At 66.0% G+C, this 25,642-nt stretch carries 25 protein-coding genes and 1 pseudogene; 6 read left to right on the top strand and 20 right to left on the bottom strand.

The annotated features are described in order from the left end of the window. Positions 1-455 (top strand): annotated as a pseudogene (glyA, locus tag HMPREF2914_RS12300) (serine hydroxymethyltransferase); the annotation flags it as partial. A gap of 77 nt (positions 456-532) precedes the next feature. Here glyA and HMPREF2914_RS12295 read toward each other — a convergent pair. The 5 genes from HMPREF2914_RS12295 to HMPREF2914_RS12275 form a co-directional block, all read right to left on the bottom strand. Then, positions 533-913 carry a hypothetical protein gene (locus tag HMPREF2914_RS12295; protein ID WP_023443564.1) on the bottom strand — a complete coding sequence of 127 codons (381 nt, stop codon included), beginning with the start codon at positions 911-913 and terminating at the stop codon, positions 533-535. Positions 914-935: 22 nt separating this feature from the next. Beyond that, positions 936-1,940, bottom strand: a complete 1,005-nt coding sequence (gene yjiA / locus HMPREF2914_RS12290) for a GTPase (protein WP_003094852.1) — start codon at positions 1,938-1,940, stop codon at positions 936-938. 59 nt (positions 1,941-1,999) lie between these two features. Continuing rightward, complete coding sequence (locus HMPREF2914_RS12285; RefSeq protein WP_003094856.1) at positions 2,000-2,203, bottom strand: YbdD/YjiX family protein; 204 nt, start codon at positions 2,201-2,203, stop codon at positions 2,000-2,002. Between the two features lie 48 nt (positions 2,204-2,251). Then, positions 2,252-4,318, bottom strand: coding sequence for a carbon starvation CstA family protein (locus HMPREF2914_RS12280; protein ID WP_003094859.1), 2,067 nt, complete (start codon positions 4,316-4,318; stop codon positions 2,252-2,254). Positions 4,319-4,655: 337 nt separating this feature from the next. Continuing rightward, positions 4,656-5,162 (bottom strand): DUF3015 domain-containing protein, encoded by a 507-nt coding sequence (locus tag HMPREF2914_RS12275; protein WP_003094862.1) that lies wholly within the window; start codon positions 5,160-5,162, stop codon positions 4,656-4,658. 202 nt (positions 5,163-5,364) lie between these two features. Here HMPREF2914_RS12275 and mapZ point away from each other — a divergent pair, with 202 nt between their 5' ends. Then, positions 5,365-5,742, top strand: a complete 378-nt coding sequence (gene mapZ, locus HMPREF2914_RS12270) for a cyclic di-GMP-binding protein MapZ (RefSeq protein WP_003094864.1) — start codon at positions 5,365-5,367, stop codon at positions 5,740-5,742. Between the two features lie 6 nt (positions 5,743-5,748). On the opposite strand, the gene radA is transcribed toward mapZ, so the two are convergent. Then, a complete protein-coding gene (gene radA / locus HMPREF2914_RS12265; protein ID WP_003094867.1) occupies positions 5,749-7,110 on the bottom strand; it encodes a DNA repair protein RadA in 1,362 nt (453 codons plus the stop codon). A gap of 109 nt (positions 7,111-7,219) precedes the next feature. Between radA and HMPREF2914_RS12260 the strand changes: the two genes are divergently transcribed. After that, positions 7,220-7,654 carry a CopD family protein gene (locus tag HMPREF2914_RS12260; protein ID WP_003110876.1) on the top strand — a complete coding sequence of 145 codons (435 nt, stop codon included), beginning with the start codon at positions 7,220-7,222 and terminating at the stop codon, positions 7,652-7,654. A 61-nt stretch (positions 7,655-7,715) separates the two neighbouring features. Here HMPREF2914_RS12260 and HMPREF2914_RS12255 read toward each other — a convergent pair whose 3' ends face one another. From HMPREF2914_RS12255 to HMPREF2914_RS32750, 4 genes are all read right to left on the bottom strand, one after another. Beyond that, positions 7,716-7,970: an HP1242/YdcH family protein gene (locus HMPREF2914_RS12255; RefSeq protein WP_003094873.1), complete on the bottom strand. Its 255-nt coding sequence runs from the start codon at positions 7,968-7,970 to the stop codon at positions 7,716-7,718. Between the two features lie 74 nt (positions 7,971-8,044). After that, the gene (locus HMPREF2914_RS12250) at positions 8,045-8,596 is read right to left on the bottom strand and encodes an ankyrin repeat domain-containing protein (protein ID WP_023875993.1); all 552 of its coding nucleotides are present in this window, start codon (positions 8,594-8,596) and stop codon (positions 8,045-8,047) included. A gap of 53 nt (positions 8,597-8,649) precedes the next feature. Beyond that, complete coding sequence (gene katB / locus HMPREF2914_RS12245; RefSeq protein ID WP_003094881.1) at positions 8,650-10,191, bottom strand: catalase KatB; 1,542 nt, start codon at positions 10,189-10,191, stop codon at positions 8,650-8,652. A 106-nt stretch (positions 10,192-10,297) separates the two neighbouring features. Next, a complete protein-coding gene (locus HMPREF2914_RS32750; RefSeq protein WP_171889766.1) occupies positions 10,298-10,675 on the bottom strand; it encodes a hypothetical protein in 378 nt (125 codons plus the stop codon). Between the two features lie 42 nt (positions 10,676-10,717). Here HMPREF2914_RS32750 and mscL point away from each other — a divergent pair, with 42 nt between their 5' ends. Then, on the top strand, positions 10,718-11,131 hold the full coding sequence (mscL, locus tag HMPREF2914_RS12235; RefSeq protein WP_003094890.1) for a large-conductance mechanosensitive channel protein MscL: 414 nt from the start codon (positions 10,718-10,720) through the stop codon (positions 11,129-11,131). A 104-nt stretch (positions 11,132-11,235) separates the two neighbouring features. Here the strand turns inward: mscL and HMPREF2914_RS12230 are convergent, their stop codons facing one another. Together HMPREF2914_RS12230 and HMPREF2914_RS12225 are read right to left on the bottom strand one after the other, a co-directional pair. Beyond that, a complete protein-coding gene (locus tag HMPREF2914_RS12230; protein ID WP_003110878.1) occupies positions 11,236-12,012 on the bottom strand; it encodes a ferredoxin--NADP reductase in 777 nt (258 codons plus the stop codon). Between the two features lie 106 nt (positions 12,013-12,118). Continuing rightward, entirely contained in the window at positions 12,119-13,117 is a 999-nt protein-coding gene (locus HMPREF2914_RS12225) for a DctP family TRAP transporter solute-binding subunit (protein WP_003094894.1), read from the bottom strand. 327 nt (positions 13,118-13,444) lie between these two features. Between HMPREF2914_RS12225 and HMPREF2914_RS12220 the strand changes: the two genes are divergently transcribed. Continuing rightward, positions 13,445-14,569: a methyltransferase gene (locus HMPREF2914_RS12220; protein WP_003135023.1), complete on the top strand. Its 1,125-nt coding sequence runs from the start codon at positions 13,445-13,447 to the stop codon at positions 14,567-14,569. On the opposite strand, the gene HMPREF2914_RS12215 is transcribed toward HMPREF2914_RS12220, so the two are convergent. Genes HMPREF2914_RS12215 through HMPREF2914_RS12195 form a run of 5 tightly spaced genes read right to left on the bottom strand, consistent with a single transcriptional unit; the run spans position 14,570 to position 20,733 of the window. Continuing rightward, the gene (locus tag HMPREF2914_RS12215; protein WP_003094898.1) at positions 14,570-15,145 is read right to left on the bottom strand and encodes a nucleotidyltransferase family protein; all 576 of its coding nucleotides are present in this window, start codon (positions 15,143-15,145) and stop codon (positions 14,570-14,572) included. It lies immediately after the preceding gene. Next, positions 15,145-16,116 (bottom strand): XdhC family protein, encoded by a 972-nt coding sequence (locus HMPREF2914_RS12210; protein ID WP_023092947.1) that lies wholly within the window; start codon positions 16,114-16,116, stop codon positions 15,145-15,147. The genes HMPREF2914_RS12215 and HMPREF2914_RS12210 overlap by 1 nt, the downstream gene beginning before the upstream one ends. Before the next feature lie 3 nt (positions 16,117-16,119). Then, on the bottom strand, positions 16,120-17,367 hold the full coding sequence (locus HMPREF2914_RS12205) for a cytochrome c (protein ID WP_003141588.1): 1,248 nt from the start codon (positions 17,365-17,367) through the stop codon (positions 16,120-16,122). 2 nt (positions 17,368-17,369) lie between these two features. Next, positions 17,370-17,909 carry a (2Fe-2S)-binding protein gene (locus HMPREF2914_RS12200; protein WP_003094903.1) on the bottom strand — a complete coding sequence of 180 codons (540 nt, stop codon included), beginning with the start codon at positions 17,907-17,909 and terminating at the stop codon, positions 17,370-17,372. Further along, positions 17,902-20,733, bottom strand: coding sequence for a xanthine dehydrogenase family protein molybdopterin-binding subunit (locus HMPREF2914_RS12195; RefSeq protein WP_003135031.1), 2,832 nt, complete (start codon positions 20,731-20,733; stop codon positions 17,902-17,904). Before HMPREF2914_RS12195 ends, HMPREF2914_RS12200 begins: the two co-directional genes overlap by 8 nt. Before the next feature lie 310 nt (positions 20,734-21,043). Here HMPREF2914_RS12195 and HMPREF2914_RS12190 point away from each other — a divergent pair, with 310 nt between their 5' ends. Beyond that, entirely contained in the window at positions 21,044-22,255 is a 1,212-nt protein-coding gene (locus HMPREF2914_RS12190) for an MFS transporter (protein WP_003094912.1), read from the top strand. Between the two features lie 159 nt (positions 22,256-22,414). Here HMPREF2914_RS12190 and HMPREF2914_RS12185 read toward each other — a convergent pair whose 3' ends face one another. The 3 genes from HMPREF2914_RS12185 to HMPREF2914_RS12175 form a co-directional block, all read right to left on the bottom strand. Continuing rightward, on the bottom strand, positions 22,415-22,804 hold the full coding sequence (locus HMPREF2914_RS12185) for a hypothetical protein (protein ID WP_003106768.1): 390 nt from the start codon (positions 22,802-22,804) through the stop codon (positions 22,415-22,417). Between the two features lie 302 nt (positions 22,805-23,106). After that, positions 23,107-24,813: a two-partner secretion system transporter CdrB gene (cdrB, locus tag HMPREF2914_RS12180; protein WP_003094915.1), complete on the bottom strand. Its 1,707-nt coding sequence runs from the start codon at positions 24,811-24,813 to the stop codon at positions 23,107-23,109. A gap of 62 nt (positions 24,814-24,875) precedes the next feature. Next, positions 24,876-25,642 (bottom strand): MBG domain-containing protein (locus HMPREF2914_RS12175; RefSeq protein ID WP_034002612.1); only part of this gene is annotated, 767 nt, incomplete at its 5' end.

The raw sequence follows: 25,642 nt of genomic DNA, 5'->3' as shown, positions 1-25,642 counted from the left end.
TGATCGCGGCCAAGGCGGTGTGCTTCAAGGAAGCCCTGCAGCCGGAGTTCAAGACCTACCAGCAGCAGGTCCTGAAGAACGCCCAGAGCATGGCCCAGGTCTTCCTCGACCGCGGTTTCGACGTGGTTTCCGGCGGCACCCAGAACCACCTGTTCCTGCTCTCCCTGATCAAGCAGGACATCACCGGCAAAGACGCCGACGCCGCCCTCGGCCGCGCGTTCATCACCGTGAACAAGAACTCGGTCCCGAACGACCCGCGCTCGCCGTTCGTCACCTCCGGCCTGCGCATCGGTACCCCGGCCGTGACCACCCGCGGCTTCAAGGAAGCCGAGTGCCGCGAGCTGGCCGGCTGGATCTGCGACATCCTCGAGAACATGGGCGACGAGTCCGTGGTCGACGGCGTACGCGAGAAGGTCAAGGCGATCTGCGCCAAGTTCCCGGTCTACGGCAACTAAGCGACAAGGCAAGACGAAAGAGCCCGGCAAATGCCGGGCTTTTTCATTTCCTCCGAGGGAGGAGGCGCCGGGTAGCGTTATCGCCGGTCCTCGACATGGATCACCGCCAAGGCCTCGGCATCCTCGCCCCGCCGGGAGCGGCCGTGCATGCCGACGAGCAGCTCGCCGGCGTCCTCCTCCAGTTCCTCGCGAGGGACGAAGGTAAGGATGTCCGGGTGATGCCCGGTCACCCCCCAGCCGCGGCCGTTGTCCAGGGTAATCACGCCGAAGTCGCCCGCCGGCGTGCCGACCTGTACCGCTCCCCACTCGGCCAGCAATGCCCGCGCCTGGGCCGCGAGGTCCGGCTCCGGCTGCGTGAGGATCACGCAAGTGCCCTGGGCGAACAGCACCCAGGATTTGTCCGCGCCACGGATGCAGTCCCGCCAGGCGCCGATCAATGCCTCCCTGTCCATTTCCACGCTCCTTTGACGTCGATGCGCCTCAGCGGCCTTCGACGATGCGCTCGAAGCCCTCGCGGATACTGTCCTCCGGCAGGTTGTCGCCGATGAACACGATCACGCTCTCGCGCGCCTCGTCGTCCCGCCACTCGCTATCCCAGTCGAAGCCGTAGAGTCGCAGCACGCCCTGGAACACCAGGCGACGCGGCTCGTCGGCGATGTTCAGCACGCCCTTGTAGCGCAGCAGGGAATTGCCATGCCACTGCAACAGGTCGTCCATGAACTCGCTCAGCCTTTCGAGATCGAGCGGCGTGTCGCTGCGCAGTACCAGGGTGCCGATGCGATCGCGGCTGTCCTTGGCTGCCACCGCTCGCAGCGGGCGCAGGCCGATGCCAGGACCGAGGTCGGCGTTGAGGTTGAAGCCACGTACGTCGAGCAGGTGCGCCAGGTCGATGCGGCCGTGCTCGACCACATGCACCAGCGCCCTCCGGTTGATCCGTTGCAGGCGCTGGCCCAGGGCCTCGAAGGTGGCGGCGTCGACCAGGTCGGTCTTGCTCACCAGGATGCGGTCGGCAAAGCCGACCTGGGCCTGGGCGATGGTTTCCTGCAGGTGACGCTCGGCGTTGGCGGCGTCCACCAGGGTGATGATGCCGTCCAGCACGTAGCGCTGGCAGAGTTCCTCGTCGGCGAAGAAGGTCTGCGCCACCGGCGCCGGATCGGCCAGGCCGGTGCACTCGATCACCAGGCGGTCGAAGTCGATCTCGCCGTTGTCGCGGCGCTCCAGCAGGAGGAACAGGGCCTTTTCCAGGTCGGTGTTGATCGAGCAGCAGACGCAGCCGTTGGACAGCGTCATCACCTGCACCGGCTCGACGCCGAGCAACTGGCCGTCGATCGGCGTCTCGCTGTACTCGTTCTCGATCACCGCGATCTTCATGCCGTGCTCGGCCTGCAGCAGGTACTTGAGCAGGGTGGTCTTGCCGGCGCCGAGGAAGCCGGTGAGCACGGTGACGGGGATCGGGGCGTGGTTGTCGTTGGCTACTTCGGACATGCGCAACTTCCAGAAAAGACGCGGGCCACGTCAGACGTGGCCCGCGGAAGGATGGGGATTCAGCAGCAGCGGATCGGCCGACCCTTGCCGCCACCGTAGCGCGCCTCCTGGCGCTCGCGGAAGAACTCCTCGTAGGTCATCACCGGCTTGTCCGGGTGCTTGTTGCGCATGTGCTCGACATAGGTGTCGTAGTCGGGCATGCCGACCAGCATCCGGGCGGCCTGGCCCAGGTATTTGCCCATGCGGCTGAGGTCGTTGAACATGGCGAGTTCCTCGTTAAGGCTCCCCGGCGAACCGGGGAGCGCGGCCGGTCAGGCGTCGGGAATGGGCTCGAACGGGGTTTCCTTGTCGGTCCGCTCGCTCTTGCCCCAGGCCGCGATGCCGACCTTGATGGCGTAGAACAGTACGCTGAACACCACCAGCAGGAACAGCACGGTCAGACCGGCGTTGATGTAGGCGTTCAGCACCACGTGCTGCATCTGGCCGATATCCTTGGCCGGCGCCAGCACCTGGCCAGCATCCAGCGCGGTGGCGTACTTCTCGCCAAGGGCGACGAAGCCGACCGCCGGGTTGCTGTCGAAGATCTTGATCAGGCCCGCGGTGGTGGTGCAGATCAGCAGCCAGGCCGCCGGCAGGATGGTGACCCAGACATACTGCTGGCGCTTCATCTTGATCAGGACCACGGTGGCGAGCATCAGCGCGATGCCGGCGAGCATCTGGTTGGAAATGCCGAACAGCGGCCACAGGGTATTGATCCCGCCGAGCGGGTCGACCACGCCCTGGTACAGCAGCCAGCCCCACAGCGCCACGCAGCCGCCGGTGCCGATGATGTTGGCGGTCCACGACTCGGTCTTCTTCAGCGCCGGCACGAAGTTGCCCAACAGGTCCTGCAGCATGAAGCGCCCGGCACGGGTGCCGGCGTCCACCGCGGTGAGGATGAACAAGGCCTCGAAGAGGATCGCGAAGTGGTACCAGAAGGCCATGGTGTTCTCGCCCGGCAGCACCTGGTGGAGGATGTGCGCGATCCCCACCGCCAGGGTCGGCGCGCCGCCGGCACGGGCCAGGATGGTGGTCTCGCCGATGTCCTGGGCGGTCTGGGTGAGTTGCTCCGGCGTGATGGCGAAGCCCCAGCTGCTGACGGTCGCGGCCACCGCGTTGACGTCGGCGCCGACCACCGCCGGCGGGCTGTTCATGGCGAAGTAGATGCCCGGCTCGATCACCGAGGCGGCGACCATCGCCATGATCGCCACGAAGGACTCCATCAGCATGCCGCCGTAGCCGATGTAGCGGGCGTCGGGCTCTCGGTTGAGCAGCTTCGGCGTGGTCCCCGAGGAGATCAGCGCGTGGAAGCCGGACACCGCGCCGCAGGCGATGGTGATGAACAGGAACGGGAACAGGCTGCCTTTCCAGACCGGGCCGGTGCCGTCGGTGAACTGGGTCAGGGCCGGCATCTTCAGTTCCGGCATGACGATCAGGATGCCGATCGCCAGGCCGATGATGGTGCCGATCTTGAGGAAGGTCGACAGGTAGTCGCGCGGCGCCAGCAGCAGCCACACCGGCAGTACCGAGGCGACGGCGCCGTAGCCGATCAGCATCCAGGTGATCTGGATTCCACTGAAGGTGAAATGCGGCGCCCATTCCGGACTGGCCGCGACCTGCCCGCCGAGCCAGATCGAACCGAGCAGGAGGAACACCCCGATGATCGAGATCTCGCCGATCCGGCCGGGGCGGATGAAGCGCATGTAGACGCCCATGAACAGCGCGATGGGAATGGTCGCGAGGACGGTGAACATGCCCCAGGGGCTGTCGGCCAGAGCCTTCACCACGATCAGCGCGAGCACCGCGAGGATGATGATCATGATCAGGAAGGCGCCGAACAGCGCGATGGTCCCGGCCACCTGGCCCATTTCCTCGCGCACCAGCTCGCCCAGCGAGCGGCCGTTGCGGCGGCTGGAGATGAACAGGACCATGAAGTCCTGCACCGCGCCGGCGAGGACTACGCCGGCGATCAGCCAGAGGGTGCCGGGCAGGTAGCCCATCTGCGCGGCAAGGACCGGACCGACCAGCGGACCGGCGCCGGCGATGGCGGCGAAGTGGTGGCCGAAGAGGATGTGCTTGTTGGTCGGGACGTAGTCCAGGCCATCGTTGTTGAGTACCGCGGGAGTGGCGCGGTTGGGGTCCAGTTGCATCACCTTGCTGGCGATGAACAGGCTGTAGTAACGGTAGGCGACCAGGTAGATGGCCACCGCCGCCACCACGATCCACAAGGCGTTGATCGCTTCGCCACGACGCAGGGCGACGACGCCCAGGGCCGCGGCGCCCACGATCGCCACCACCAGCCAGGCGAGGTGACGTAGCAGGCTATTGTTATTGTTCATAGTGTTTGGCTTCCGACAGATGGAGGGCGCAGTTCTGCAGCGAAAATTCTAGCCGCGAACCGACCAGGGGTCATACGACCTTAGTCTAGAGCGGTTACCGCACGATGGCGGTAGGCGCAATGTCGCAGGAATCCGCCGGAAAAGTCCATGGCCGACAAGGGCCGGCCAGGCGAAAACACTTCGGCGCGGCCTTGCCCTCTCCGTAGGAAGCGCCCTGGGAAAACGCCGTATGCCCAAGCCGTTCGTCTGCCGTGGCAACGGAGGCGGCAACCTCCGGCGGGCAGGCCGCGCACACGAAAAAGCCCGCCGTAGCGGGCTCTTTCCTGGGCCTGAAATCTCAGGCCGGTTGCTTGGCGTAGCGCGCCAGGGTGCCGTCGCGACTCATCACCGCCAGGGTGTTGCTCAGGACCTGCTCGCCCGTCGCATCCTTGCTCGCGAAGATCTCGCCGAAATGCTGCTGGGTGACCTGGGCGAAGTGCGCCCGGTCCTTGGCTTCCACGCCGAGCAGCACGGCATAGGCGTCGAGCGCTTCGCCCTGGCCCTTGGCCATGTCCTCGGCGATGTTGTCGAGCATCCCGTTCATGGCGAAGATCGAGCGGCCGCCGTAGCCCAGGCGTGCATTGGTGTTGCAACCGTTGGTCCCGGAGGTCATGCCGAAGGTGGCGTTGCCCGAGGTACCGTTGGTGGTGGTGGCCAGCAGGTGCGGGAACAGGCCGCGCTGGCCCTCGAACACCATGTTGCCCCAACCACAGCCATTACCGCCTGCCGCGTCGGCGTGTGCCGTCATGCTGCCCAGGCTCAGCAGCCCCAGAACCAACCCCTTGCTCAAAAGTCGCTTGTCCATGTCTGCGCTCCGCAGTTGTATTTTGGAGAAAAACGCTTTAGCAGCTTTGGCGAGACTTGACGAACTGTCAAACTCGGACACATGCCGCCGATCCAGCCGCACAGGCGGGGACGGACGGCACCGCCGATCGAATTCCGCCACTTCCCCGCCGGCATGGCTTGGCTATAGTGGTATCCAGCAGCGCGCACCGAGGGATCGCGACATGAGTGACCAGCACGACGAACGTCGACGTTTCCACCGGATCGCCTTCGACGCCGACAGCGAGATCCTCCAGGGAGAACGGCGCTGGGAGGTCTTGCTCCACGACGTCTCCCTGCACGGCATCCTGGTCGGCCAGCCGCAGGACTGGAACGGCGACCCGCAACGGCCCTTCGAGGCCCGCCTGTACCTGGGCCTGGATGTACTGATCCGCATGGAGATCAGCCTGGCCTGGGCTCGCGACGGCCTGCTCGGCTTCGAATGCCAGCACATCGACCTCGACTCCATCAGCCACCTGCGCCGCCTGGTGGAACTGAACCTGGGCGACGAGGAACTCCTCGAGCGCGAGTTGGCCCTGCTGGTCAGCGCCCACGACGACTGAGGCGGATCACTCGAAGAGGGCGTCCAGGGCCTGCTCGAGGCGCGTCACGGCGATCACCTGCAATCCCGCCGGCGCCTCCTTCGGCGCGTTGCCGAGGGGTACGATGGCACGCTTGAAACCATGCTTGCCGGCTTCCTTCAGGCGCTCCTGGCCGCTCGGCACCGGACGCACCTCGCCGGACAGCCCGACCTCGCCGAACACCAGCAGGTCGTGCGGCAGCGGGCGGTTGCGCAGGCTGGACATCACCGCCGCCATCAACGCCAGGTCGGAGGCGGTTTCCAGCACCTTGACCCCACCCACCACGTTGAGGAACACGTCCTGGTCGTAGGTCGGGATACCGCCGTGCCGGTGCAGCACCGCCAGCAGCATCGCCAGGCGGTTCTGGTCGAGGCCCAGGGTCACCCGCCGCGGATTCGCCAGGTGACTGGTGTCGACCAGCGCCTGGACCTCCACCAGCATCGGCCGCGAGCCTTCCCAGGTGGCCATCACCACGCTGCCGGGCACCGCTTCCTGGGCCCGCGTGAGGAAGATCGCCGAAGGGTTGCTCACTTCCTTCAGGCCTTTGTCGGTCATGCCGAACACTCCCAGTTCGTTGACCGCGCCGAAGCGGTTCTTCACTGCCCGCAGCAGGCGCAGGCGGCCGTCTGACTCGCCTTCGAAATACAGTACGGTGTCGACCATGTGTTCGAGCACCCGCGGGCCGGCCAGGGCGCCTTCCTTGGTCACGTGGCCGACCAGGAAGATCGCCGTGCCGCTCTGCTTGGCATAGCGCACCAGCATCGCGGCGCTCTCGCGGACCTGGGCGACGCCGCCCGGCGCCGATTGCAACTGCTCGGTGAAGATGGTCTGGATCGAGTCGATCACCATCACCCGCGGCTGCTCCTGGCGCGCGGTGGCGATGATGGTCTCGATGCTGGTCTCGGTCATCACCTTGAGCTTGTCTTCCGGCAACGACAGGCGCCGCGCGCGCATCGCCACCTGCTGCTGGGATTCCTCGCCGGTGACGTACAGCGCCGGGACGCGGCTGGCCAGGTTGCAAAGGGTCTGCAGGAGAATGGTCGACTTGCCGATGCCGGGATCGCCGCCGATCAGCACCACCGACCCGTCCACCAGGCCGCCGCCGAGAACCCGATCCAGTTCGGTGGAACCGGTCGTGAAGCGCGGCATCTCCTCGACGCTGACCTCCGCCAGGGTCTTCAGGTTGGCCTGCTGGCCGGCCCAGCCGCCGCGCCCGGAGCCGCTCGGCGCGGCCTCGACGACGGTCTCCACCAGGGTGTTCCAGGCCCCGCAGTCCGCGCACTGGCCGGCCCATTTCGGGAAGGTCGCGCCGCACTCGGTGCAGCCGTACATGCGCTTGGCCTTGGCCATGGGAACTCCTCTCGCGGGCAAAGCGCAGATGATAGCCGCTGGCTTGATTCCGATCAGCCTCGATCGACCGCGCTTCGCGCGACACTGATGGCCGGACAAGGAGACTTCCATGCGCACACTGCTGTTCCTGCACCTGCTGGGTGCCGCGATCTGGGTCGGCGGCCACTTGGTCCTGGCCCTCGGCATCCTCCCCGGCGCCCTGCGCCGCCGCGATCCCCAGGCGATCCGCGCCTTCGAGCAGGTCTACGAGCGGATCGGCATCCCCGCCCTGCTGCTGCAGGTGGTCAGCGGCCTGTGGCTGGCCAGCCTGTGGCTGCCGTTCGACCACTGGTTCGGCGCCACGCCGGTGGCCCGTGCCCTGCAGCTCAAGCTGCTGCTCCTGGCGGCGACCGCCGCCCTGGGCGTGCATGCGCGCCTGCGCCTGATCCCGAACCTGGACGCCGAGAGCCTGCCGAAGCTGGGCTGGCACATCGCCGCGATCACCCTGGTGGGCCTGTGTTTCGTCGCGGTCGGACAGAGTTTCCGTTTCGGCGGCGCCTTCTGAGCATGCCCACATGAAAAAGGGCGCCGGAGGCGCCCTTTTTCATACCGTTGTCGTGAATGAATCAATGGCCTTTTCCGTTGGCCTTCCTCAGCCTCTCGGCGATTTCGTCCTTGAGTTGCACCCGTTGCTGCTTCAACCCCTGCAGCGCCAGGTCGTCGAGGGGTTCGCGACCGCCCTCGACCTCGTAGATGCGCTTGTCGAGGCTCTCATAGTCCGTCGCCAGGCGAGTGAAGTGGGCGTCGTTGCCATGAAGTTGCTTCAGTTCGGCATGAAAATCCGGAAACTCCCGGGAAAGCGGATGTTGCTCGAGCGGCATGACGGACCTCCTCTGACGTTGTATACGACACATCCAGACTAGCCCAGCAGGCCTCCTCCGAACATTGCCCCCGATCACTTCGCCGCCGCAGTGCCGTTCAGTTCGCCGCGTCGCAGGCTTTCCACGCTGTTGCCCAGCGCATCGCGGGCGCCAAGGTCGGCACCGCGCGCCGACAGCGCCTGGAGCAGCTCCTCGCGCTCGAACAGCGCCGCGTACATGGCCGCGGTCTGCCCTGCGCCGTTGCGCTGGTCGGGGCTGCATTGCGCGCCGATCAGGCGCCGGGCGATGCGGACCTCGCCCTTGAAGATGGCGCCCATCAGGGCGGTGTTGCCGCGCGCATCCTGGACGCAGGGGTCGGCACCGGCCTCCAGCAATTGTTCCACCGCTCCGCCATGGCCGTGGTAGGCGGCCAGGATCAGCGCGGTATAGCCCTTGGCATCCTGCACATCGAGGTCGAAGCCGGCCTCGACGAATTCCTTCAGCATGGCCTGGTCACCGCGTCGGGCGGCATCGAAGAAGTAGTCGCGCAACCGCGCTTCGACCTCGACCCCATGCACCTCGCCAGCCTGCGCGGCCAGCGCCGCGAGCAGCAAGCCTGCCAGAATCCAACCTCGCATCGTCGTCATCTCCCGCCAAACCGATAGAGGAAGGGCGGCCTGGATGGCCGCCCCGGTTGCGATCAATCCTGGAGCTTCGCCGCCAGTTGCCGGACGCGCTGCAGATCGGCCCCGGCCACCTTGGCCAGGCCCGTACCGTAGTCGCTGTCAGCCTTGTAGAAGTAGGAAAGCATGATGTACTTGCTCTCGTCGTCGGTGATCGCCAACGCCCCGCCGAGACTGGCGATCAGGTCGGCCTGGTCCTTCTTGCCGTAGGAGCGGAACAGCTCGCCGGTCTGCTTGAAGTTCTGCTCGCGCTGGATCTTCGCCTGCTGGGTGGTGCCGCTCAGCGGGGTCCGCACGTAGCGGGCGCTGGCCTGCTCCTCGCGCGGATCGAGCCGGCTCGGCTGGTAGTTCACCCCGCTGGTACTGTGTCCGGCGTTCAGCGCGCCGTCCTGGTTGACGGTATTGACCTCGCTGCGCGGGCGGTTGACCGGCAGGCCCAGGCCGTTGGCGCCGACCCGGTACATCTGGGTGTCGGCGTAGGCGAACAGCCGTCCCTGGAGCAGGCGATCCTCGGAAGGCTCGATGCCCGGCACCAGGTTCGACGGTGCCATGGCGACCTGTTCGGTTTCCTGGAAGAAGTTGTCGACGTTGCGGTTCAGCACCATCTGGCCGATCTTGCGCTCGGGAATGCCCGGCCAGATCTTGGTCGCGTCCAGCGGATCGAAGTCGAATTTCGCCAGGTCCTCGGGCTTGAGCACCTGGATGTACAGGTCCCATTTCGGGAAGTCGCCCTTCCGGATCGCGCTCACCAGGTCATTGGTCATGTGGCTGTAGTCGCGACCCTGGACTTCCGCCACCTGTTTCGGATCGAGGTTCTTCTGGCCCTGCAGGCTCTTCCAGTGGAACTTCACGTAGTGCACTTCGCCCCTGGCGTTGACCAGCTTGTAGGCATGCACGCTGTTGCCGTCCATTTCCCGGTAGCTGGCCGGGGTGCCCTCGTTGGAATACAGCAGGGTCAGGGTGCGGGTCGCCTCCGGCACGTGGGAGAAGAAATCGAAGCGTCGCGAGTCGTCGTCGAGGTTGCTGCGCGGGTCCGGCTTGAAGGCATGGACCATGTCCGGGAACTTGATCGCATCGCGGATGAAGAAGGTCGGGAAGTTGTTGCCCACCAGGTCCCAATTGCCGTCTGCGGTATAGAACTTGGTGGCGAAACCGCGTGGATCGCGCAGGGTTTCCGGGGAGTGGTTGCCGTGCACCACAGCGGAGAAGCGCACGAATACCGGGGTCTTCTCGCCCTTGCGGAAGACCTTGGCCATGCTCAGGTCGCTGATATCGGCGCTGGCGACGAACTCGCCATGGGCGCCGGTGCCGCGGGCATGCACCACGCGTTCGGGAATGCGCTCGCGGTCGAAACGTTGCAGCTTCTGCAGCAGTTGCACGTCCTGCAGCAGCACCGAACCGTTGGGCCCGGCGGTCTGCGAGTTCTGGTTGTCGCCCACTGGCGCACCGTTGTCACGGGTCAGGGTCGCGGCCTGCACGGACAGCGACAGGAGGCTGGCGGTCAGGCTTGCCGCCACCAGCAGGCGGCCGGGACGGAAGGCGTTCAGGGAAGGGTTCATGGAAGAGCTCCTAATGGCTTGTCAGGCGTCTTGTTGCGCCCGACCAAGGTAAGGAGCGCCGCCGGCGACGCTAAATTGAAAAACCTCACCGCGCCGATTAGGAATATCAATGCGCCCATGAATCGTAAAAAGAAATAAAAAAGACCGCCAGCCGAAGAAAGCCCGCGCTGATGCACCAGGCACTCGCAGTCCGCTCGCCGGTAAACGAGTTCACCTTCTTATTTGCCTGCGAAGTTAGGTCGGAGAACCTCGCCACTCCAACTTCAACTTCCGGCATCTGCATGGCGCAGTTCCAAGTTGCCGAAGTTGCTTTGTCTTCTTTCTTGGCGAATTCCTGAAAATCGACATGAGTGTAATGTTTTTCCTCTAAACTTCGTTTCTCCCCACAAGACCCGACGCAAACGTATGCCTTGCGAATTTTCGCGTTGCCGGGGGGAACCAAAACACCAATCTTCCAGCCTGAGCAACTTGCCGAAGGCTGCATTAGACTGCCTTTACCTATTAGCGAAATACAGGGAGTGAACCCATGGGTCTTCTGAGTGAATTCAAAGCCTTTGCCGTCAAGGGCAATGTCGTGGATATGGCTGTCGGTATCATCATCGGCGCGGCCTTCGGCAAGATCGTCTCGTCCTTCGTGGGCGATGTGATCATGCCGCCGATCGGACTGCTGATCGGCGGAGTCGACTTCTCCGACCTGGCGATAACGTTGAAGGCCGCCGAAGGCGACGTGCCGGCGGTGGTGCTGGCCTATGGCAAGTTCATTCAGACCATACTCGACTTCGTCATCGTGGCCTTCGCCATCTTCATGGGGGTCAAGGCGATCAACCGCCTCAAGCGCGAAGAAGCCGTCGCGCCGTCCGAACCGCCAGTGCCGAGTGCCGAGGAAACCCTGCTGACCGAGATCCGCGACCTGCTGAAAGCCCAGCAGAACAAGTCGTGATCGCGTCGGCGGAACAATGAAAAAGGGCCCGAACGGGCCCTTTTTCATTGCCGGACAACAGGCCGGGCGGCGGCGCTATCCGCCGCTACTGCGCGGGCACGCACCTACCAGTAGTTCTCCACCGCCACCTGCCCCGGGCGCCGGGTCAGACTGAGGTTCATGCCGCGAGCCTTCAGCACGGCGCGGGTGTCCTCGATCATCTGCGGGTTGCCGCAGAGCATCACCCGCGAATGCTCCGGGGTCAGTTCCAGGTCGGCGGCACGCTCCAGATCGCCGTTCTCGATCAGCGTGGTGATACGTCCGTTCAGGCAACCGGGTACCTGCTCGCGGGTCACCACCGGGATGAACTGCAGCTTGTGGGCATGCTCGGCCAGGTATTCGCGCTCGGCGAGGCCGGCGATCAGCTCGCGGTAGGCCAGCTCCTTGCTCTCACGCACGCTGTAGACCAGCTTGATGCTTTCGAAGCGCTCCCAGACCTCGAAGTCCTGCAGGATCGAGACGAACGGCGCCACACCGGTACCGGTGGCCAGCAGCCAAAGGTCACGACCATCCACGAAGCGGTCGAGGGTGAGGAAGCCGAAGGCCTGGCGATCGACCAGCAACTGGTCGCCCTCGCGCAGGCGGCTGAGTTCGCTGGTGAACTCGCCGTCCGGGACGACGATGGAAAAGAAGTCGAGGAATTCGTCATGAGGCGCCGAAACCATCGAGTAGGCGCGCCAGACGATACTGCCGCTGGGCTTGTACACGCCGAGCCGGGCGAATTGCCCGGCGCGGAACCGGAATCCCGCGTCGCGGCTGGTACGCAGGGTGAACAGGTTGGGAGTCAGAGGCTGCACGTCGAGCAGCGTCTGGCGGGTGAATTTCTCTTCGCTGGCGGTCATGGTCCGCTCCGGATACCGATACTCCCCTAGTGTCCCGCAAAGCACCCGGCAGAAACACCCGCAAGGCTTGTGGCTATCCCCGCTGACGGGAATAGCCAGCGGCCGATCAGCGCTTGCGGTTGACCACCTGGGCCGCACGCAGCACGTCGCTGCCGATCTGCGCCTCGTAGTTCTTCCACAGCGGCTTCATGGCGTTGCGCCAGGCCTCGTGCTCTTCCGCGCTGAGGCTGACCAGGCGGCTCTTGCCGGCGGCCAGCAGGTGCTCGCGCTCCTTCTGGTTCAGCGCTTCGGCTTCCTTGTTCACCACCAGGGTGACCTCGTCGACGATGCTCTCCAGTTCAGTGCGGGTCTGGTAGGGGATGCTGGTCCAGAATGCCGAGCTGGTGATCAGCATGTAGCTGAGCGCGCCGTGATTGGTCTCGGTGATGTACGGCTGCACGCTGTCGATCTTCTGTCCGGCGAGGTTCGACCAGGTGTTCTCGGTGCCCTGCACGCTGCCGGCCTGCATAGCCTTGAGGGTCTCGGCGTAGGACAACTGCTTGGCGGTGGCGCCGAGCATGGCGAACTGCGCTTCCAGCACCGACGACGGCTGGATACGGAAGACCAGGCCCTTGGCATCGTCCGGCCGGTGCAGCTCGCGAGTGGCGGAAAGCTGCTTCATGCCGTTGTTCCAGTAGGCCAGGCCATAGATACCGTGCTTGGCCATGGAGCGCAGCAGTTCGCGGCTCTTGTCGCGCTTCTGGAAACGCTTCAGGGCCTCCAGGTCATCGAACAGGAACGGCAGGTCGAACACCTGGAGTTGCTTGGTATAGGGCTCGAACTTGGACAGCGAGGTGGCCAGCATCTGCACCTTGTTGGCGCGCAGGGCCTCGATCTCGTCGGCGTCGCCGAACAGCGTCGAGTTGGGGTAGACCTCGACCTTGACCTTGCCCGGCAGACGCTCCTCGGCAAGCTTCTTGAACAACAGCGCCCCCTTGCCCTTGGGCGTGTCGTCGGAGACCACATGGGAGAACTTGATCACGATCGGGCCGGCGTCCTCGGCATGGGCGACGGCGGAAACGGCGAACAGTGCGGCGAGCGCCACACCGACAAACGGCTTGAACATCGATGTACCTGTGCGATGGCAACGACGAGCCCCGCGACGGCTCGCACGGGTCTCGTTCGGAAAACGGGTTGGGTGACGGTCGCCGCTCGAAGTGGCGAAGGCGCCCGTCCAGGCGCTACCGGGTCATGACAGGCGCTATCGAAGCCCTAGCCCGGTTATTATTGGCGTGCCCGGCTGGATGACTCGTCGGTAAGGAAACGACTAACCAGAGCCGGGTAAAGAATTTTTCGGCATATCCGTGTGCCGCACAAGCTGGAGAACTCCAACCAGCTCTCAGTTTCGACAGATTGTTAATTGACGAGCGGGATTCGCCCCGCCGGGAACCCGATGCCTCTATTCGCCACCCCCTTCGCCCAGCTCGATCTGGTCCGCCAGCCCGAGCAGGACGGCGAGCCCCTCCAGGCGTTCGACGCCGCCGACGAATACCTGCTCAACCAGTTGCACGAACGGGGCGTGACGGCGCAATGCCGGGTGCTGGTCCTCAACGACGCCTTCGGCGCCCTCGCCGCGAGCCTGGCGCCGCACGTCCAGGTCACCAGCAGCGGCGATTCGCACCTGGGCTTCCTTGCCCTGCGCAAGAACCTCGCGCGCAACGGCCTCGACCTGGGCTCGGTGCGCTTCGTCCCGGCCAGCGAAACCGCCGTGGGGCCCTTCGATCACGTGTTGGTCAAGGTGCCGAAGACCCTCGCGTTGCTGGAGGAGCAACTGATCCGCCTGCACGGCCAACTGGCACCGGGCGCGCAGGTCGTCGCCGCGGGGATGGTCAAGCACTTGCCACGCGCCGCCGGCGACCTGCTGGAACGCTACATCGGCCCGATGCACGCTTCGCTGGCGGTGAAGAAGGCCCGCCTGCTGATCGCCGAGGCAGCGGAGCGCCCGCAACCGCGCTCGCCCTATCCGACCCGCTATCACCTGGAGCAGCCGCCGCTGACGCTGCTCAACCACGCCAACGTATTCTGCCGAGAAGGTCTCGACATCGGCACCCGCGCCTTCCTCCCGCACCTGCCGCGCAGCCTCGGCGCGCTACGCGCCGCCGACCTGGGCTGCGGCAACGGGGTGCTCGGCATCGCCTACGCGCTGCTCAACCCGCAGGCCGAGCTGACCCTGGTGGATGAGTCGTACATGGCCGTGCAGTCGGCACGGGAAAACTGGCAAGCAGCGCTGGGCGAGCGGCCGGCGACGTTCCGCGCCGACGATGGCCTGGCCGGCCAGGCGGCGGGCTCGCTGGACCTGGTCCTGTGCAACCCGCCGTTCCACCAGCAGCAGGTGGTCGGCGACTTCCTCGCCTGGCGCATGTTTCTCCAGGCTCGCGATGCCCTGGCGGCGGGCGGCGAACTGTGGATCGTCGGCAACCGCCACCTGGGCTACCACGCCAAGCTCAAGCGGCTGTTCCGCGGGGTCGAGCAGGTCGCGGCGAATCCGAAGTTCGTGATCCTGAAAGCGGGAAAATAGTCAGCCGAGCGCCGCCGGGGTGTCCACGTCGCGGAGTACGCCCGGATCGTCGCACGGTACCTCGCGCCAGGCCGGACGATGGGCCAGCAGCACGCGGCGCGCGCCCTGGTCGCCGTCCAGTTGCGCAAGCGCGTCCCAGAAAGCGCGGCCGAACAGCACCGGATGACCGCGCTGGCCGTCGTACAGGGGAAACACGATGGCTTCGGGAGTGGCCATCGCGGCCAGACGCTCGAGGGTATCGGCGGCGATCCAGGGCATGTCGCCGAGCAGGACGGCGATGGCCCGGGCCGGGCTGTTCCTCGCCGCCGCGACGCCGGCGGCCAGGCTGTGGCCCATGCCCGACGAGGCGTCGAGGCTGTGGACAAGCCGCTGTTGCGCCGGCAGGCCCAGGCTCGCCGGGGTGTCTCCGGCACGCACCACCACCCGCACCTCGGCGAACGCCTCGCGCGCCCGCGCCACGCTGGCCGCCAGCAGGGTCGTGCCATCAGCCAGGCGCGCCAGGCGCTTGTCGCTGCCGAAACGGCGCCCCTGCCCGGCCGCCAGGACCAGGCACAGCACCTCGTCGGCGGCGACCATCAGAGCCGCTCGCGGGGAATGCCGTTGCGGATGCGAAGAATGTCCGCCAGCACCGCCAGGGCGATTTCCGCCGGCGTCTTGCTCCCCAGGTTGAGGCCGATCGGCGCGTGGATCCGCGCCAGTTCGGCGTCGCCCAGGCCGCCGATGCGCCGCAGGCGCTCGAAGCGTTTCTCCGAGGTCGCCCGCGACCCCATCACGCCGATATAGAAAGCTTCGGTACGCACCGCCTCGAGCATCGCCAGGTCGTCGATCTTCGGATCGTGGGTCAACGCCACCACCGCCGTATCGGCGTGGCAACCGCCGTCGGCGATGAACAGCGAGGGCAGCTCGCGACGGATCTCGATCCCCTCCAGCAGCACGCCGCGCAAGGCTTCTTCGCGCGGGTCGCAGAGGATCACCTCGAAGCCCAGGCCCTTGCCGAACTCGGCGCAGGCATGGGCGACGCTGGAATAGCCGGCCAGCAACAGGCGCTGGGCGGCACCGACGCGCAGGCGCACGCGCTCGCCGTCGCGTTCCGCCCGTGGGCCGTGGCTGGAATCGTCGCGCAGGCTGCGCGCGCCGCTGCCCAGTTCGACCTCGCGGAGCAGGCGGCGCTGGCCAAGCAACGCCGACTCCAGCTCGCGCAGATGGGCCTGGACGTCGCAGTCCGGCGCCAGGTTTTCCACCAGTACGTCGAGGATGCCGCCGCAGGGCAGGCGCACGTTCGAGTTCGGGTCGTCACCCTCGCCGTAGCGCACGATCACCGAGGGCTCGGGGAAACCGCCGGCGGCGACCCGCTCGAGGAAATCATCCTCGACGCAGCCGCCGGACAGCGAGCCGATCCATTCACCGCTGGCGTTCACCGCCAGCAGCGATCCCGGCGCGCGGGGCGCCGAGCCGTAGGTCGTGAGCACGGTACAGAACCACACCCGTTCGCCGCCCACGGACCACTTCAGCGCCTGGCGGACCACCTGTAGATCGAGGTGTTGCACGATTCACTTCACCTTGACGGTATGCACCGAAGCGCTCTCCGTCTTCAATTGCGCGACCTGTTGGGGACCGAGGTCACCGGGCAATCCGCCCCAGGTCTGGCGCAGGTAGTTGAGCAGGTCCGTGAGTTGCTCGTCGTCGAGTTTCCCGGCGAAACCGGGCATCGGTTGCATGCGTTCGAAGCCGGTGAACTGCTGTTCGACGATGCCGTCTTCGATCACTCGCAACAGATTACGCGGGTCTTGCAGGCGCAGGGTAGTGTTGCCGTTCATCGCCACCGCGATATGCGGCTTGCCCTCGCCTTCGCCGCCGTGGCAGCCGGCGCAGACGTTGAGGTACTGCTGGCGACCGCGCTTGCCGCTGTCGTTCAGCTGCGCCTCGGGTAGCGCCTGGACCACCTTGGCCGGCGGCGGCTGGTCGCCGAGCAGGTAGGTGGCCATGGCCGCCAGGTCGCCGTCGTCGAGGTGCTGGGTGCTGTGGTGCACCACCGGGAACATCTCGTTGAACATGCTGCCCTGGGCGCTCATGCCGTGCTTGAGGAAGCTCGCCAGGTCCGGCTGGGTCCAACCGCGCGCGGCAAGGTCGCCGGGCAGCAGGCTGGGCGCCAGGTAGCCGTTGAGCAGGCCGCCGCTCAGGCGCTTGTCCTGCTCCAGGGCGCCGGCCAGGTTGCGCGGGGTATGGCACTCGCCGCAGTGGCCGAGCACCTCGACCATGTACTGCCCGCGTTTCCAGGCCTCGCTGCGCCCTTCCTCCGGCTGCAAGCGCACGCTCTTGCCGTAGAGCAGGTTCCAGCCGGCCAGGCCCATGCGCACGTTGAACGGGAAGCTCAGGCTGGTCTGCGGCGCCGGCCGGGCGATCGGCTCCTGGGCCATCAGGTAGGCGTAGATGGCGTCGGCATCCTCGCGCTCGATCAGGTGATAGGAGGTGTAGGGCATCGCCGGATAGAGGTAGGCGCCGTCCTTGCGCTTGCCCTCGGTAAGAGCGGCGAAGAACTCGTCGGCGCTGTAGGCGCCGATGCCGTGTTCCTTGTCCGGGGTGATGTTGGTGCCGTAGATGGTGCCGAACGGCGACTGGATCGGCAGCCCGCCGGCGAACGGCGCGCCGCCCTCGGCGGTATGGCAGGCCATGCAGTCGGCGGCGCGGGCGAGGTATTCGCCGCGCTTGACCAGCGCCGCGTCGGCGCCGGCGGCGGAGGCCAAGAACGGCGACAGCGCGGCCAGCGCCAGGGCGAGGCCGGAAAGGGTGCGTTTCATCCTCAAGCCTCCTTGACCAGGCCGAGTTCGTCGAGCACGTCGCGGGTGGCGCTGTAGTAGCGCACGTAGCCGGTGCAACGGCAGATGTGATGGCCGAGGCTGTCCTCGATCGCCTGCTCCAGCTCGCTGCGCTTGATCGGCTGGCGCTGGGCTTTTTCCACCAGCACGGTGGCGGCGTTGACGAAGCCCGGCGCGCAATAGCTGCACTGGAAGGCGAACTGGTCGACGAACTTCTGCTGGATCGGGTTCAGCTCGCGGATGTCGCCGTTCTCGTCGCGCTGGGCATGGCCCTCGATGGTGCGAACCTTCTTGCCGTCGAAGTAGTGCGCGCCGGTGATGCAGGTGCGCACTTCCTCGCTGGTGCCGTCCGGATTGTCGACGATCACCACGCAGGCATGGCAGATGCCCTGGCCACAGCCCAGGCGCGAGCCGGTGAGGTTCTGGTATTCGTGCAGGTAGTCGATCATCGGCAGGTCTTCGGCGACCTCCACCGGACCGACGGCTTGACCGTTGAGGGTCATCTGGAGCTTGCGGTTAGCCATGGAGGGCCTCCTTGATGCGGGCGGGAGTGATGGGCAGGTCGCGGACGCGCTTGCCGGTGGCGTGCGCCACGGCGTTGGCGATGGCGCCGACCACCGGGATCATCACCACCTCGGCGATGCCCTTGGCCGGATCGGTCGGTGACAGCGGCGGGAGGATCTCCGCCGTCTGGTTCCACACCGCCACGTCCTTCGCCCGCGGCAACCGGTAGCGGTTGAAGTTCCAGTCCCCTTCCGCGGGGCCGCCCTCGTAGAGCGGCATTTCCTCCAGCAGCGCATGGCCGATACCCATGGCGATGCCGCCCTCCAGCTGGCCCTTGACCAGCTCTGGCACCAGCACCCGGCCGCACTCGATCCAGGAATGGTGGTCGAGCACCTGCACCTCGCCGCTGCCCTTGTTCACCTTCAGCTCGACCAGGGTCGCCACCGGACTGTAGTAGGTGACCATCGCGTTGTTCAGCTGGGTCGCCGGATAAGCCGGATTCTGCCGGTCGAGCAGGTGGAAGCCGGCGCTGTTCATCATCGCCTTCTTCACTCCCGGCGCGCCGTCGCCGTACTTCACCGCCATGGCGTCGAGCGGCAGGCGTTCGCGCACGCCATCGATGACGAAGTCCGCCTCGGCCCAGCTCCAGCGGTTGAAGCCGTGGACGCTGACACCGGTGACCAGGCCCATCTCGTGGGCCTTCTTCGCCAGCTCGGCGAAGGGAATCGGCGCCAGGCCGTTGCCGGTCAACTGGCCGTCGACCCATACCGCGTTTTCGCGGCGCACCACATAGGGATTGGCCTGGCCGCCGAACGGACCGCTGCGCCACAGCGCCAGGGCCGCCGGCCACAGGCCGTGGTTGAACAGTACGCGCGCGGCTTCGCGGGTGGCGTGGCTGAAATAGAACGCCGAGTTGGTCGCCGACGACGGCGAGGCCAGCTTGCCGACCCAGCGCGGATCGCGTAGCGCGGCGTCCTGCTCGGCCTGGCTCATCAGGTAGGGATTGCCCTTGGTGGTGAGCCGCAGCTCGGGCCATTCGGTCTCGGCGGTCTTCACCTCGTCCGCCGGACGGCCGAGGAAGTCGCCGACCACGAAGGCCTGCGAGGTGGACATCCCGGTACCGATCTCGGTGCCGATGTGGCGCAGGCTGATGCGCCCGTCGGCGCTGAACTCGATGCTCGCCATCGGCGCCTCGGCACCGGTGCCGAAGTCCTTCTGGCAAATGGCGAAGCCGACCCCATACCAGTTGTCCGGGTCCTCCGCGTCGAAGCGCTTCTTGCGTGCGTCGCGGTCCTTCCACACCTCGTGGGCAGCGGCCTTGTCGAGGATCTCGTGCAGGCGCAGGGCACCGGCCGGGACCGCGCCCTGGGTGTTCTTCATGCCCGAGCGCAGAGCGTTGCGACGACGCAGGTCGATGGCGTCGACGCCCAGCCGGCCAGCGATCTCGTCGACCATCATCTCGGTCGCGGCCATGGTCTGCAGGGTACCGTAGCCGCGCATCGAGCCGGCCTCCACGCCGCGCGAATGATAGGCGGTGACCGCCAGGTCGTTCTGCGGCATGTAGTAGATCGACTGCGCGGCGGTGGCGCCCACCGCCGCCACCGAGGCGCTGTAGTTGGCGCGACCGCCGCCGTCGGCGCTCATGTCGGCGCGGAAGATGCGGAAGCCGAGGTCGTTCCTGTCTACCGCCAGTTGGTAGCGGATGTCGAACGGGTGGCGCTTGATGCCGCTCTGGAACTGCTCGTAGCGGTCATTGGCCAGGCGCACCGGCACACCCTCGCCATACAGCGCGGCGAGCGCGGCATAGAAGACGAAGATGTTGTTGTCCTTGGAGCCGTAGCCGACGGTATAGCCCGGATGGATGTTGAGCTTCTCCAGGGCGAAGCGCGACGGCTTGATCATGTGCACGCTTTCGTAGGCGACTTCGAACGGGCACTGGGTGGCGACCACGAAGTGCAAGGTCTTGCTGGCCGCGTCGTACCAGCCGTTGCCGTTGTCCGGCTCCAATGCCGCCGGCTCGATCGATGGGGTCTTGTAGCGCTCGTCGAAGACCAGCCAGTCCTGCGGCGGGTTTTCCAGTTGCTCGGCCATGCGCTTGGCATGGAACAACCCCTGCTCGGTGAGGTCGCCGTGCAGCTTCGGCTCGCGGGTCCATACCGGTTTGCGGTTGAGGATGGTGGGGAACAGCATCGAGTCCTTCAGGCTGGAGAACTCGTCGTCCTCGTAGGGCGTCTTGCCGCCGACCCGGACGAAGCGATAGCTGCCGTAGGGATCGCCCTGGTACAGCGGGGCCTGGGCGCCATAGCGGATCGCCTTGTCGTTGAACTTGAGCTTGAGCTTGGCCCGGCGGAAGCGCTCGAAGTCGTTCCAGATCAGGATCGCCACCGGATGGCCGATGAACATCGGCACCTTGCCCGGCGGCAGGAGCGGATCGGGCGAATGCGCCTCGGGGAAGACGATGCCGTCCTTCTCCAGGTCGGCGGCGGTGACGATACGGTCCGGCTGCAATTCGGCGCCCAGCCAGGAAAGGTCGTGGCCTTCGTAGATGCGGTCGGCGCGAACGGTCTTCAGCAACATGGCGTGGCCTTGCTGCTGCGGCCAGCCGGGCATGTCCCTGGCGCGGATATCGCGGGCGAACACCTTGTTGCCGCAAACCTTGGACAAGGCGTCGTTACGGAAACGGACCTGGCCGTTGCCCGCCATCCAGCGCTGGGCGGAAACGGTCACCTGGTTCTCGAACAAGGCAGCGAACGCCTGGCTGCCGAGCGGCGCCAGGGTGACACCCACGCCGGCGATCAACCCGCCCTGGAGAAAGGCGCGCCGGGATATATCACGGTTGGACATGCAAGTTCCTCTGGGTGGTACGGTTCCCACCCATGTCGTTATTCAGGCTTGAACAGCTCGTCCGGACGGACGAAGTGGAGCACGCAGGCGGAAAAACCTGACTCAGGAGTTAATTTTAGCGACAAGTCGCACCCGAGGAAAAGTCCCGTCTACCGCTGGAAGGCCCCATGGACACTCGACTTTGGTCGCCTGCCAGGCCGGCTCCAACCTTTTCGTGCGCTTCTCTGAATCTTCGATTTCGGCAATGGCAACAGCCAAGAGGTAACCACATGTTACTCTCCGCCCTCCTCTCGAAACGCCCGACCCCAGCATGTCCAGCCAACCCAGCTCCCTGCTCCGCCATCGTCCCTTCCTCGCCTTCTGGCTGGCCCGCGTCTGCACCGCCAGCGGCTTCCAGATGCTCACCGTGGCCATCGGCTGGCACATCTACGAACTGACCGGCAATGTCCTCGACCTGGGCCTGGTAGGCCTGGTCGAATTCCTCCCGCGGGTACTGTTCATGCTCCACACCGGGCATGTTGCCGACCGCTACGACCGACGCAGGATCGCCGCCCTCTGCCAGGCCGGCCAGGCCCTGGTGGCGGTGGCACTGGTGCTCGGCGCGGCTTCGGGAGAGATCACCCGCAACATGATCTTCGTCCTCGCCTTCGCCCTCGGTACCGCCCGCGCCTTCGAAATGCCGACCACCCAGGCGCTGCTGCCGAACCTGGTACCGGCCGGGCTGTTCCCGCGCGCGGTGGCCGCTTCGGCTTCGGCGATGCAGGCGGCGACCATTGCCGCCCCGGCCCTCGGCGGCCTGCTCTATGCGTTCGGTGCCTCCTGGGTCTACGTGCCGACCGCGACTCTCTACGTCCTCGCCTGCGTCCTGACGCTCAGCCTGCCGGTACGCAACCAGCCGCTCACCCAGGGCAAGGCCACCCTCGACTCGCTGCTCGCCGGCATCCGTTTCATCCGCAGCCGACCGGACATCTTCGGCGCAATCTCCCTCGACCTGTTCGCCGTGCTCCTCGGCGGCGCCACCGCCCTGCTCCCGGTGTTCGCCAAGGACATCCTGCTCACCGGGCCCTGGGGCCTCGGCCTGCTGCGCTCGGCTCCAGCGGTGGGCGCCCTGGCGATGTCGTTCTGGCTGGCGCACTTCAGCATCGAACGCAACGTCGGGCGGATCATGTTCCTCTCCGTGGGCATCTTCGGCCTGGCAACCATCGCCTTCGGCCTGTCGAAATCGTTCTGGCTGTCCCTCGGCGTGCTGGTGGTACTCGGCGCCGCGGACATGGTCAGCATGGTCATCCGCGGCGCCTTCGTGCAGCTCGAGACCCCCGACGAGATGCGCGGCCGGGTCAGCGCGGTGAACGGCCTGTTCATCGGCGCCTCGAACCAGCTCGGCGAGTTCGAGTCCGGGCTCACCGCACACTGGTTCGGCACGGTACCGGCAGTGGTCCTCGGCGGGATCGGCACCCTGGTGGTCACCGGAGCATGGATGAAGCTGTTCCCTAGCCTGGCGCAACGCGACCGCCTGCACTGAGGCCAATGCCGTCGCGCGTCGCTGCCCCGACAGCGGCGTATCGGCGATAACGCCTGGGGCGTTATCCGTCCTCCCCATGGAACACCGCACCTTCTCGGCAATAAGAAAGCCCGGCATCGAGCCGGGCTTTTCTCGCACCTTGCGGCGTGATCCGCGGTGTCAGGCGGGGCGCCGCATCTCCCGATGCAGGCGGTCGACGGTGCGCTCGCTACCGTTGTCGGCCAGGCGCAGATCGACGCGCCCCATGTCCTTGTGCAGACGGTCGACGGTCTGTTCGCTGCCGTTCTCGGCCAGGCGCGCCTCGCGGCTGGTCATGTCGCGGTGCAAGCGATCGATGGTCTGCTCGCTGCCGCTTTCGGCGACCCGGCGTTCTTCCTGGACGCGCGGCGCCTGGGTCTTGCGCAGGCGCTCGAGGGTACGGTCGGAACCGTCGGAGGCGATCAGTTGTTGGGCACCGCGCAGGGCGATGGATTCGACCCGCGGTGCGGCGAAGGCGGCATTGGCGGTCAGGGTAGCAAGGGCGATGGCGAGGATCAGCGGGCGTTTCATGGCAGCGGCTCCAGATATTCGTTACGTGGGGCCATTCTCTGTTCGGGAAACTCGATTGGAAAACGAAGCGCGCCAATAGTATTCATCGACGTTTGAAATAGTGCGAATAACCGCTCTAGCACAGCAGTTACAGCAAGAATACGCCTCTCCGACCGACCTCGACACGGATTGACGGCATCGATATGAAGAATCGAAGAAATCGAAAGTTTGAGAAAAACACTCGGAATTGAGCACGGACCTCCCTCTCCGCAGAACCGGAGAGGGGCTCCGTCAGCAGCCTCCGGAACGGAGGCCGGCAGGGTTCAGAAGCGCGCCACCACGTTGAACAGGACCCGCGTCTCGCGCTTCCCATCGCGTTGGTCGGCTGGCTCGCCGATGACCTGGCGGGCAATCTCCGGGTTGAACGACAACTGGTCGGTGAGGTTGAAGCGCACCCCGGCACCGATCGAGCCGAGCTTCTGCTGCTCGTCATCGTCCACGTCGAGGTTGTAGGTCTTGCCCCAGTCGTAGAAAGCGTAGGCCTGGTAGCTGCGCAGCCAGCTATAGCCCACCGCCTGGCCATAGCGCGGTTCGAGCTTCAGGGCGAAGCCACGGTCACCGGTGATGTTGCCCGGGGCGAAGCCGCGACCGATCCCGCTGCCGCCAACGCCGAAGCGCTCGCTCGGCAGCAACGGGTCGAAGCTGTACTGCCATTGCAACTCGCCATACACCGACCAGGGTCCGCCGAGCCCTTGCAGACGCCCGATGTTGCCGTTGAGATAGACGAAACGTCCGTCGGCCACTTCGCGGGAACGACGTTCATCGTCCTTCTTGGTCGCGCCCCACATGTCCAGGCCGATGTTGTTGCGCACCTCCGCCAGGTTGATGCCCATCCAGCGGTCGACCCAGTCATAGGTCAGGCGTTGCTGGAACACCCGCACATGGTCACGACCGGGGTTCGAGGCGTCGCTGGCGAAGTCGCGCAGGCGGGTCTCGGTATCCTTCCACTGCAACGCCAGGCCGCCGCTCAGGTTCTGCGAGCGCGAGCGGATGAAGGGATGGTTGTAGGAAATGCTGCCTTCGGTGCTCTTGCTGACGCTGTCGAAGGGGAATACCGAGTCCGGGATGTCCGGGTTGACCTTCGAATAGGAACCCATGATCTGCAGGGTATCGCCGGCGAACATGCCGCCCAGCGGCAACGTGCCGCGCAACTGGATGTAGCGGGTGGCATCGCTGAACGGCGAGATCGCACCGAGCACGTCGATCTGCTCGTAGAAGCCCAGGCGGGAGAACTCGGTGGCGCCGAAGGCCAGGGTGGTCGGGTCGGTGTAGTGCGAACCGCGGTTGTCGAGGCTGACGAAGCCTTCGTATCGCTGCTGCTGCAAGGCCACGTCGAGGTTCGACGAGCCCAGCGCCTGACCCGGGCTGAGCACGCTCTGCACGTTGACCCCCGGCAGGTCGCCGACCAGCAGCAGGCCGCGCTCCAGGGTATCGGCATCCAGCGGACGTTTTTCGGTCAGCGGTGCGAGCAGTTCCTCCACCCGCACCCGCGGCCCATCGACGGTTCCCTTGATCTGCACGTGTTCGAGGTAACCCTCGATCACCTGCAGGCGTACCTTGCCGCCCTCGATGCTCTGCTCCGGCACCACTACCTGGGTCAACAGGTAGCCGTCCTGGCGGTACTTGGCGGTGAGGCGGTTGGCCAGGTCGACCAGTTCGGCCAGGGACACCTGCTTGCCGAGCATATGCTGGTAATAGGACTCGAGCACCGCCTTGTCATAGCGGGTGTTGCCTTCGATGCGTATCTCGCGCAGTTCGAAGCGGATCTGTTCGCTGCCTTGCGGCGCGACCTGCTTGGGCACCACCAGCGGCGCCTCGGGCTTGGCCTGCGGCTCGCTGCGGGGCTTGAAGCGTTCATCGAGCTGGGATGGCTGTACAGTCCCTGGCAACTCCACGGCGGCGGCGGAAGCTGCCAGCATCCCGCAGCCACAGAGCGTCACCCAGCGAAGCGTCCATTGCGAAGGTTTCATCATTCACCTCGGGCAGATGACGCACTACCGCCCGGAGACGATAGTGCGCATTGCGAAAAGGGTTAGAAATTCAGAGGCTTGTTGAAGCAGCTCCAGTAGTCGGCCAGGTAGCTCTGGTTCGAGCAACCCGCCCCACTCTCGGCCTCTGCCCTGAGCGGACGATCGGTGAACTGCCCCACCCGCTTGGCGCTGGCGTCCTCCGCCGGACCCGCCGCGGTAGCCGGCAGCAGGTTAGGATCGCTGACGTCCATGCCCAGAGCGTAGGCGCGCAGGAACGGGTTTTCGAGGAACGGGTTTTCCAGCGTGGTGGTGCGGTAGACCGCATCCCCGGGGGTATCCGGATCGCGCCCCTTCTGCAGTTCGCGCAAGTCGGAGAGCGCTGCCAGTTGCCCCAGGTCGCCCGGCGTGACCGGCAGCGGCAGGATGCTCAGCAGGTTGCCCTGGTAGTTGAGCTGGTAGTTGCCGCTGGTGAGGGCAAGCCCACCCTGGAGGATGTCGTACTGGCCTACGGCTTCGCCGCCCACCCGACCGAGCCCGCCGGCGAGCACCTGACCGGCGCTATCGCCATTCTTCAGGCCGGAAACCTGATAGGTCAGCGCCGGGTCGGCGGTGCCGACCTGCTTGCTCTTGGCATCGGCGAATACGTTGAGCAGCGCCTTGGTGATGGTCAGGTCATTACCCTGGTAGGCCAGGTCATAGTTGCCACTGGTCAGCACCAGGCCGCCCTGGTTGATGCCATACACACCCACGTTCTCGCCTGCGTCGCGGTTCAGCCCGCCGGTCAGGATCGAGCCGGCGCTGTCACCGTTCTTCAGGCCGCTGACCTGGT

The sequence above is a fragment of the Pseudomonas sp. HMSC067G02 genome (assembly GCF_001813485.1).
GTDB lineage: Bacteria > Pseudomonadota > Gammaproteobacteria > Pseudomonadales > Pseudomonadaceae > Pseudomonas > Pseudomonas aeruginosa.
This window is presented reverse-complemented; position numbering and strand designations above follow the sequence as displayed.

Coding starts and splice junctions, on each gene's coding strand:
- mscL (WP_003094890.1), top strand. CDS start 10,718: ATGGGTCTTCTGAGTGAATTCAAAGCCTTTGCCGTCAAGGGCAATGTC.
- cdrB (WP_003094915.1), bottom strand. CDS start 24,813: ATGAAACCTTCGCAATGGACGCTTCGCTGGGTGACGCTCTGTGGCTGC.
- HMPREF2914_RS12250 (WP_023875993.1), bottom strand. CDS start 8,596: ATGACGACGATGCGAGGTTGGATTCTGGCAGGCTTGCTGCTCGCGGCG.
- HMPREF2914_RS12225 (WP_003094894.1), bottom strand. CDS start 13,117: ATGTTCAAGCCGTTTGTCGGTGTGGCGCTCGCCGCACTGTTCGCCGTT.
- HMPREF2914_RS12280 (WP_003094859.1), bottom strand. CDS start 4,318: ATGAACAATAACAATAGCCTGCTACGTCACCTCGCCTGGCTGGTGGTG.
- yjiA (WP_003094852.1), bottom strand. CDS start 1,940: ATGTCCGAAGTAGCCAACGACAACCACGCCCCGATCCCCGTCACCGTG.
- HMPREF2914_RS12205 (WP_003141588.1), bottom strand. CDS start 17,367: ATGAAACGCACCCTTTCCGGCCTCGCCCTGGCGCTGGCCGCGCTGTCG.
- katB (WP_003094881.1), bottom strand. CDS start 10,191: ATGAACCCTTCCCTGAACGCCTTCCGTCCCGGCCGCCTGCTGGTGGCG.
- HMPREF2914_RS12230 (WP_003110878.1), bottom strand. CDS start 12,012: ATGACCGCCAGCGAAGAGAAATTCACCCGCCAGACGCTGCTCGACGTG.
- radA (WP_003094867.1), bottom strand. CDS start 7,110: ATGGCCAAGGCCAAGCGCATGTACGGCTGCACCGAGTGCGGCGCGACC.
- HMPREF2914_RS12185 (WP_003106768.1), bottom strand. CDS start 22,804: ATGAAACGCCCGCTGATCCTCGCCATCGCCCTTGCTACCCTGACCGCC.
- HMPREF2914_RS12255 (WP_003094873.1), bottom strand. CDS start 7,970: ATGCCGCTCGAGCAACATCCGCTTTCCCGGGAGTTTCCGGATTTTCAT.
- HMPREF2914_RS12220 (WP_003135023.1), top strand. CDS start 13,445: ATGCCTCTATTCGCCACCCCCTTCGCCCAGCTCGATCTGGTCCGCCAG.
- HMPREF2914_RS12200 (WP_003094903.1), bottom strand. CDS start 17,909: ATGGCTAACCGCAAGCTCCAGATGACCCTCAACGGTCAAGCCGTCGGT.
- mapZ (WP_003094864.1), top strand. CDS start 5,365: ATGAGTGACCAGCACGACGAACGTCGACGTTTCCACCGGATCGCCTTC.
- HMPREF2914_RS12195 (WP_003135031.1), bottom strand. CDS start 20,733: ATGTCCAACCGTGATATATCCCGGCGCGCCTTTCTCCAGGGCGGGTTG.
- HMPREF2914_RS12190 (WP_003094912.1), top strand. CDS start 21,044: ATGTCCAGCCAACCCAGCTCCCTGCTCCGCCATCGTCCCTTCCTCGCC.
- HMPREF2914_RS12260 (WP_003110876.1), top strand. CDS start 7,220: ATGCGCACACTGCTGTTCCTGCACCTGCTGGGTGCCGCGATCTGGGTC.
- HMPREF2914_RS32750 (WP_171889766.1), bottom strand. CDS start 10,675: ATGCAGCCTTCGGCAAGTTGCTCAGGCTGGAAGATTGGTGTTTTGGTT.
- HMPREF2914_RS12275 (WP_003094862.1), bottom strand. CDS start 5,162: ATGGACAAGCGACTTTTGAGCAAGGGGTTGGTTCTGGGGCTGCTGAGC.
- HMPREF2914_RS12285 (WP_003094856.1), bottom strand. CDS start 2,203: ATGTTCAACGACCTCAGCCGCATGGGCAAATACCTGGGCCAGGCCGCC.
- HMPREF2914_RS12215 (WP_003094898.1), bottom strand. CDS start 15,145: ATGGTCGCCGCCGACGAGGTGCTGTGCCTGGTCCTGGCGGCCGGGCAG.